Source organism: Nocardia sp. bgisy134, assembly GCF_965341865.1.
Lineage (GTDB): Bacteria > Actinomycetota > Actinomycetes > Mycobacteriales > Mycobacteriaceae > Nocardia.
In genome coordinates this window covers 1-4843 of the sequence record NZ_CBDQZP010000046.1, presented here as the reverse complement: position 1 = coordinate 4843, position 4843 = coordinate 1, and the positions used below count along the sequence as shown (strand labels likewise).

The window sequence follows — 4843 nt, the reverse complement described above, 5'->3', positions numbered from 1 at the left end:
CGCCGATGCGGTCGCCGCGATGGCGGGCCTGGGTGTCGCCAGGTTCGCCGAGGTCGGGCCCGACGCGGTGCTTACCCCGATGATCACCCAGACGCTCGACGGGCGCCAGGCGGGCGCGGCTGCTTCGGCTTCTACCGTGGTGGCTTTGGCGCGTCGAAACCATGCCGATCCGTCCACGGTGCTGGGCGGGGTGGCCGGGTTGTTCGTCTCCGGCGCCGAGGTGGACTGGGCCGGTTTCTACACCGGTAGCGGGGCCCAGCGAATCGATTTGCCCACCTACGCTTTCCAGCGTCGGCGTTATTGGATGCCCGAAGGGTCTGCCGGTGGTGGTGACGCTCGATCGATGGGTCTGGTGGCTACCGGACATCCCTTGGTCTCCGCGGTGGTGTCGCAACCGGATTCCGACGTGGTCGCCGTCAGCGGCAGGTTGTCGCTGCGGACGCATCCGTGGCTGGCCGATCACAGGGTCATGGACACCGTGCTGTTCCCCGGCACCGGTTTGGTCGAACTCGCCATGCACGCCGGCGAGCGTGTGGGCTGTTCGAGCTTGGATGAGCTGATTCTGCGGGCTCCGCTGGTGTTGCCGGAGTCGGCGGGCGTTGCGGTGCGTGTCGTCGTCGGTGGCGAGGACCACGAGGGGCGTCGCGGGGTGCGGATCTTCTCTCGCCCCGATGATGGTGTCGATTCGGTGCCGTCGTGGACGTTGAACGCGGAGGGTGTGCTCGCGCCCGGAATCGACAGCGCGGCTGTGGATCTGGTGCAGTGGCCGCCCGCCGACGCGGTCGCCGTGGACATCGATGGGGTGTACGACTCCCTCGATGCGCAGGGCTATCACTACGGTCCGGTGTTCCAGGCGCTGCGGTCGGTCTGGCGGGCATCCGATGGGCTCTACGCCGAGATCGAATTGCCTGAGCAGGCCCGAACCGAGGCAGAGCGTTTCGGTGTGCATCCGGCGTTGCTGGATGCGGCGTTGCACGCCTTGCGTTTCGCCGATGACACCCCTGCGGACGGAACCGGTGTGGCGTTGCCGTTCGAGTGGTCCGGTGTCACGGTGCATGCGGCGGGTGCCGATGCGCTGCGGGTTCGACTCACTCGCGTCGGCGAGCACGGTGTTGCTCTGGATCTGGCGGACTCGACCGGTGCTGCGGTGGCGACGGTGCGGCGTCTGGCTTCCCGGCCGATCGATCCCGGGCAGCTCACCACCGGTACATCCATTGCTCGCACTGCCGTGTTCGATGTCAGCTGGACGCCGATCTCGGTGTCCGAGGGTGAAGTCGCCGCGGTTGCATGGGCGGATCTCGGTGACGTGGTCCCCGCCGCGGTGGTACTGGACTGCCCTGCGGGTAATGATCCCGCCGCCGTTCATGCCGCGACCCATGATGTGCTGCGGGTGCTTCAGTCCTGGATTGCCGATCATCGGTTCGGCGAGTCGGTGCTCGTGGTCCGGACCAGTGGTGCGGTATCGGTTGCCGGGGAGGACATTACGAACCTGGCGGGTGCCGCCGTGGGTGGTCTGGTGCGTTCCGCCCAGGCGGAGAGCCCTGGCCGGATCGTGTTGATCGACACCGATTCCCACGATGCCGGTTCCGAACTCGATGCGCTGCTGGGTGGGATTCTGGCTGCGGAGGAACCACAGGTGGCCGTGCGTGGCGGGCAGGTACACAGAGCGCGACTCGCCCGAGTCGTCTCCACCGCCGCGACCGCTCCGGCGACCGACGCCTTCGACCCCGACGACACAGTTCTGATCACCGGCGCCAGCGGCTACCTCGGTGGGTTGTTCGCCCGGCACCTGGTCGACGCATATGGCGCGCGCCGTCTGTTGCTGTTGAGTCGGCGCGGTGAGTCTGCTCCCGGCACCACCGAGCTACGCGCGGAGTTGCAGCGTCTCGGAGCCGAGGCCGAGTTCGTCGCCTGCGATATCGCCGACCGCGGCGCGCTCGCCGAGGTGCTGGCGGGCGTGCCCGCCGGTCATCCACTCACCGGCGTGTTCCACATGGCTGGGGTGCTCGATGATGGTGCCATCGCTTCGCTGACCTCGGATCGGTTGGATGCGGTGTTGGGGCCCAAGGTCGATGCCGCCCTGCACTTGCACGAGCTGACCGCCGATCTGCCGTTGAAGGCGTTCGTGCTGTTCAGCTCGGTGGCCGGCTCATTCGGAAACGCCGGTCAAGGCAACTATGCCGCGGCCAACGCGTGCCTGGACGCCCTGGCGGCACACCGCAGGGCATCCGGGCGACGCGGCAAGTCTTTCGCCTGGGGTCCCTGGGGCGCGGACGGAGGCATGGCGGCAGAGCTCAGCGACGTCGACCGGCACCGCATGTCTCGTTCGGGCATGCTGCCATTGTCGAAGGAACAGGGCCTCGCGCTGTTCGATGCCGCGACAGGAGCGGATACAGCCGCCCTCGTCCTTGCCCGTTTGGACCTGGATGCCTTGCGCAGCGCGGGATTCGCCGCGCCCGCGCTGCTTTCCGCGCTGATCCCGCATCGCCGGAAGGCGGCTTCGGGCGCATCCACGGCGCTTCGCGCTCGTTTGGCGAACACTCCCGACGGTGAACGTTTCGGTGTGTTCGTCGAGATCGTCCGTGGACAGGTCGCGGCGACTCTGGGACACCAGAACGCGAACGCGATTGCAGCGGACAAGGCCTTCGGCGAGCTGGGCTTCGATTCGATCACCGCTATCGAGTTCCGCAACGCCCTCAAGACCGCGACAGGCCTACACCTCCCCGCGACTCTGGTGTTCGACTACCCGACACCACAGGCTTTGGCCGAATATCTGGCCGACGAGCTCACCGGCACGGGGCAGGACGTCGAGGTCGCTGCCAGCAGAACTGTTGGCGACGACCCGATTGCGGTGGTGGCGATGGCTTGCCGCTATCCCGGTGGTGTGGCCTCGCCGGAGGACCTGTGGCGGCTGGTCGTTTCGGGCGTTGATACCACCGGTGCGTTGCCGGTGGATCGTGGCTGGGATATCGAGGGCATCTACGATCCCGAACCCGGTCAGGCCGGTAAGACCTACACCCGTCAGGGTGGATTCCTCTATTCGGCAGGCGATTTCGATGCGGAGTTCTTCGGGATCAGCCCCAACGAGGCCGTGATCATGGATCCCCAGCAGCGGTTGCTGCTGGAGACCTCATGGGAGGCGCTGGAGCGCGCCGGTGTCGATCCTGCTGTGCTGCGAGGCAGTTCGACCGGTGTCTTCACCGGCATGATGTATCACGACTACGCCCAGGGAACCGGTAACAGCGCTGCCGGGAGTTTGGTGTCCGGGCGAGTGTCGTATGTGTTCGGTCTGGAAGGGCCGTCGGTCACCGTGGACACGGCGTGCTCGTCATCGCTGGTGGCAATGCATCTGGCCGCGCAGTCGCTGCGGTCGGGCGAATGTGATCTGGCGTTGGCCGGTGGTGTCGCCGTGATGGCGACACCGGAGATCTTTGTGGAGTTCAGTCGACAGCGGGGGTTGTCCCCGGATGGGCGGTGCAAGTCGTTCGCCGATGCCGCCGATGGTGTCGGCTGGTCCGAAGGCGCCGGTGTGCTGGTGTTGGAGCGGTTGTCCGACGCCCGCCGCAATGGTCATGAAGTTCTCGCGGTGATCGCCGGTTCAGCGGTGAATCAGGATGGTGCGTCGAATGGCTTGACCGCGCCCAATGGCCCGTCGCAACGGCGTGTGATCCGGCAGGCTTTGGCGAATGCCAAGGTGTCGCCGGTCGACGTCGATGTGGTGGAAGCCCACGGTACGGGTACCACGTTGGGTGATCCGATCGAGGCGCAGGCGCTGCTGGCGACGTATGGGCAGGACCGTGATGGGGATCGCCCGCTGTGGTTGGGGTCGTTGAAGTCCAACATCGGTCATGCGCAGGCCGCCGCGGGTGTGGGTGGTGTGATCAAGATGGTGATGGCGATGCGGCACGGGGTGCTGCCCCGAACGCTGCATGTCGATCAACCCAGCACCAAAGTCGATTGGACCCGAGGCCATATCCGGTTGCTGACCGAGGAGGTGGCGTGGCCGGAGGTGGATAGGCCGCGTCGTGCCGGGGTGTCCTCGTTCGGTATCGGCGGCACCAATGCTCACCTCATCCTGGAGCAGGCTCCGGTCGTGGAACCGGCGCCGGTGGAGTCGGCGCCGGTGGTGGAGTCCGTTCCGGCCGTATTGCCGTGGGTGGTTTCGGCGCGCAGCGGTGCGGCCCTTGCCGGTCAGGCCGGGCGTCTGGCGTCGTACGCGGACGATCACGACCTGAATCCGGTGGATGTGGGCTTCTCGCTCGCGTCCACGCGCGGTGTTTTCGAGCATCGGGCCGTGGTGCTGTCACCCGAGCGCGACGGTCTCTGGGCGGGCATACAAGCGTTGGGTCGCGGCGAATCGATTCCGGGTGTTGTGTCCGGTCGTGTGGTGTCGGGTTCGACTGGTGTGGTGTTCTCTGGTCAGGGTGCGCAGTGGGCGGGTATGGCTACTGAGCTGCGTGGTGCGTATCCGGTGTTCGCCGAGGCTTTCGATGCGATCGTGGCTGAGTTGGATCCGTTGTTGGGGCAGTCGGTTTCGCTGGGTGAGGCGCTGTCGTCCGAGGACGTGGTCGATCGGACGGTGTTCGCTCAGGCGGGTTTGTTCGCGTTCGAGGTGGCGTTGTTCCGGCTGCTCGAATCGTGGGGAGTCCGCGCGGATGTGGTGGCCGGTCATTCGATCGGCGAGGTCGCGGCTGCGCATGTGGCGGGGGTGATGTCGCTCGGGGATGCGTGTGTGTTGGTGGCGGCGCGTGGCCGGTTGATGCAGGCGTTGCCCGCGGGTGGGGCGATGGTGGCCGTGGGTGCGTCGGAGGCCGACGTGCTGCCGATGCTGGTTGATGGCGTA

Annotated in this window: 1 protein-coding gene; it reads left to right on the top strand. The window is 66.8% G+C overall.

What is annotated here, in order from left to right; genetic code table 11:
* Positions 1–19 precede the first annotated feature (19 nt).
* On the top strand, positions 20–4843 hold a 4824-nt coding region (locus ACRWNM_RS36425), incomplete at its 3' end, for a type I polyketide synthase (protein ID WP_431972715.1).